3 protein-coding genes and 1 other RNA gene are annotated in these 3,481 nt (G+C 71.7%); 1 reads left to right on the forward strand and 3 read right to left on the reverse strand.

The annotated features are described in order from the left end of the window. The 3 genes from ACTUAL_RS12260 to ACTUAL_RS12270 all read right to left on the reverse strand — a co-directional run. A partial coding sequence (locus ACTUAL_RS12260; RefSeq protein ID WP_440900318.1) for a DNA polymerase III subunit gamma and tau occupies nucleotides 1-1,355 on the reverse strand: 1,355 nt, incomplete at its 3' end. 63 nt (nucleotides 1,356-1,418) lie between these two features. Continuing rightward, nucleotides 1,419-1,512: signal recognition particle sRNA small type (ffs, locus tag ACTUAL_RS12265), an RNA gene on the reverse strand. 35 nt (nucleotides 1,513-1,547) lie between these two features. Continuing rightward, complete coding sequence (locus ACTUAL_RS12270; protein WP_096491069.1) at nucleotides 1,548-2,516, reverse strand: ABC transporter substrate-binding protein; 969 nt, start codon at nucleotides 2,514-2,516, stop codon at nucleotides 1,548-1,550. Between the two features lie 170 nt (nucleotides 2,517-2,686). Here ACTUAL_RS12270 and ACTUAL_RS12275 point away from each other — a divergent pair. After that, a partial coding sequence (locus tag ACTUAL_RS12275) for an MCP four helix bundle domain-containing protein (RefSeq protein WP_440900317.1) occupies nucleotides 2,687-3,481 on the forward strand: 795 nt, incomplete at its 3' end.

The following is a 3,481-nucleotide window of genomic DNA, read 5'->3' on the forward strand; positions in this document are numbered from 1 at the left end:
GCGGGCTGCGGGGTCGGCTCGACCGGCGCGGCGGCCTGCGGCGGCGCGACGGGCACGGCGACCGGGGGCGCCGCGGCCAGGGGCGCGGCCTGCGCTGGGGCCGGTTCGGGCTCGGCCTGGCGCTGCGAGGGGCGCTGGAACTTGGACTCGACGGCGGGAGCGCCGCCACCGCCGCCACCACCACTGCCGCCCGCCGCGACGCCGTGCTTCTCCAGCCGCTCGACGCGCTGGAGCACCGCCGACTCGGCGTCCGACACCGAGGGCAGCAGCATCCGCGCGCAGAGCAGTTCGAGCAGCAGCCGGGGCGCGGTGGCCCCGCGCATGTCGGTGAGCCCCTGGTGCAGCACCTCGGCGTACCGGGTGAGCGTGGCGGGCCCGATGTTCTGGGCCTGCGGGATCATCTTGGCCAGCACGTCCTCGGGCGCGGACACCAGCCCGCGCTCGCCCGCGTCGGGCACGGCGCACAGCAGCACCAGGTCGCGCAGCCGGTCGAGCAGGTCGGTGGCGAAGCGGCGCGGGTCGTGGCCCGCGTCGACGAGCCGGTCCACGGTGCCGAACACGGCCGCGCCGTCGCCTGCGGCGAGCCCCTCCACCACGTCGTCGATCAGCGCGACGTCGGTGACGCCGAGCAGCGCGATGGCCCGGTCGTAGCGCACACCCTCGGGGCCCGCGCCGGACAGCAGCTGGTCCATGACGGACTGGGTGTCGCGGGCGGAGCCGCCGCCCGCGCGGATGACCAGCGGGAAGACCGAGGGCTCGACCGCCACGCCCTCGGCGGCGCAGTTGCGCTCCAGCAGCGCGCGCATCGAGACCGGGGGGATGAGCCGGAACGGGTAGTGGTGGGTGCGCGAGCGGATCGTCGGCAGCACCTTGTCCGGCTCGGTGGTGGCGAAGATGAAGATCAGGTGCTCCGGGGGCTCCTCCACGATCTTCAGCAGGGCGTTGAAGCCCTGCGTGGTGACCATGTGGGCCTCGTCGATGATGAACACCCGGTACTTGGCCTCGGCGGGCGCGTAGAACGCCTTCTCGCGCAGCTCGCGGGTGTCGTCCACACCACCGTGCGAGGCGGCGTCCAGCTCGACCACGTCGACGCTGCCCGGCCCGTTGGGGGCGAGGCCGACGCAGGAGTTGCACTCGCCGCACGGGTCGGGGGTGGGCCCCTTGGCGCAGTTGAGCGACCTGGCCAGGATGCGCGCGCTGGAGGTCTTGCCGCAGCCGCGCGGGCCGGAGAAGAGGTAGGCGTGGTTCACCCGCCCGGCGCCCAGCGCGATGCGCAGGGGATCGGTCACGTGCTCCTGGCCGATGACCTCGGCGAAGGTAGCCGGTCGGTACTTGCGGTAGAGGGCGAGCGCCACGGGCCTGACCATACCCAAAGACCCCGACACGAATTCGTGCCGGGGCCGAGGGTTCCCGCTGAGATCAGGGGACCTCGCGCACCCGCCAGAGCCCACTTATCCTTGCTGCCTTCCGGCCCTGGGGAGGTTCGAGGGATAGCGTCACACGAGGTCCGCCTACAGCGTAGCACCCCGCTCTCGCGGGGCTGTCGATCAACCCACCTTCAGGATCTCCTGGAACTGCGGGACGGCCTTGTCCAGGGCGTGGGCCACGCCCAGGGTGGAGCCGCTGGAGAAGGCGCTGACCAGCGTCTTGTCCTCCATGACCAGCATCCGGCCGTCCTTGGCGGAGGGGATGTTCGACAGCACGGGGTGCTGCTTGATCGGGGCGGTGTCAGCGCCGATCGGGAAGATCACGGTGAAGTCGGCGTCGAACAGGTTGAGCTGCTCGGCGGAGACGTCGACGAAGAAGGTGCCGGTGGCGAGGGACTCGACCTCGGCCTTGGGCGTGAAGCCGATGGCCTTGAGGAAGTCGACCCTGGCGTCGCCGCTGACGTACGCGCCGAACTTGCCGTCGAAGTAGGAGCCGACGACGGCGGTCTTGCCCTCGAACTTCTTGTTCGCGGCGAACTTGGCGTCCAGGTCCGCGGTGATCTTCTTGGCCTCGGCGTCCTTGCCCAGCGCCTTGCCGACCATCTCGATCTGCTGCTGCCAGGTGGTGCCGTAGGTGACGACGTCCTTGGGCGCGCCGATGGTGGGCGCGATCTGGGACAGCTTGTCGTGCTTGGCCTGGTCGTTGTCGGACCGGGTGTTGAGGATGAGGTCCGGCTGGAGCGCCGCGACGGCCTCGTAGTCCAGCTCCATCGTGCCCAGGATCTGGGGCGTCTCGGTGTACAGGCTCTCGGCCCACGGGCCGACGCCCTTGCCGCCGAAGGCCATCCAGTCGCTGACGCCGACCGGTTGCACGCCCAGCGCCAGGGCGGCCTCGGCGTCGGACCAGCCGAGCGCGACGACGCGCTTCGGGGTGCCCTCGACCTGGACGGGGCCGAACCTGGTGTCGACCGTGACGACGCCTGCGGAGTCGCCGGAGGCCGACGACGGGGTGTCCGCTCCGCTGCCGGTCGAACCGCCGCAGGCGGTGGCGAACAGGGCGAGCAGGACGACGAGCGGGCGGAGCCGCACGGACCTCACCTCCAAGATTTAGGTGAGGCTAAGCAAACAACTTTCACCCGTAAGGCGCAAGCTGGCCCCCCTCGCCGCAACGAGTGGCCTTTTTCTCAGGCCACCACCGCGCCTGCCGACTCGCCGTCCGACAGGGGAACACCCCCACCGAGGCGAGACGAGGCACGTGGATGGCAGTCAAGGGAAGGGCGCTCGCCGGAGCCCCGGTCGGGGTCAAGATCCTCTCCGGTGTCGCGGTGGCCGTGCTGGGCATGGTCGTGATCACCGGCGTCGCGGTGGGGCAGATGACCTCGCTGCGCGACGGTCAGGAGCAGCTCAACAGCGAGGCCGTGGTGCCGCTGGCCAAGTTCGACGAGGTCAGGCGCGCGTACCTCCAGACCCGCGTCGACGCGCTGGCCGACGAGTGGGTCGCCACGACCAACGGCCCCGAGCACGAGGCGTTCACCAAGGACGTCAAGGCGATGGACGCCGCGCTCGCCGACCTGGCCAAGAGCGCCGTCACCGACGTGCAGCGCTCGTCCACGGCCGAGCTCCAGTCCGCGTGGTCCGAGTACATCAAGGTGGTCGCCAGCGATGAGTTCCTGCAGCTGGCCCGCACCGGCGACCGCGCCGGGTACGTGGCGGCGCGCGACTCGCAGGTCAAGCCGCAGGCCGTGCGCATCCAGAACGCGCTCGACGCGCTGGTGCAGGACATGACGACGTCGACCGCCGCGCAGCTGGAGCGGGCGAGCGACAACTACACCACCGGCGTCTGGGTGCTGGTCGGCACGCTGCTGGCCGCCATCGCGGTGGCCGTGGGCCTGGCCGTCGCGGCGACCCGCGCCGTGACCGGTCCGCTGCGCAGGCTCAGCGAGGTGTGCGACGCGCTCGCCGAGGGCGACCTGACCAAGCGCACCGGCCTGACCGGCGCGGACGAGGTCAGCCGGGTCGGCGCCGCGCTCGACGGCGCGACCGCGAAGACCGCG

It is taken from the genome of Actinosynnema sp., from assembly GCF_052038725.1.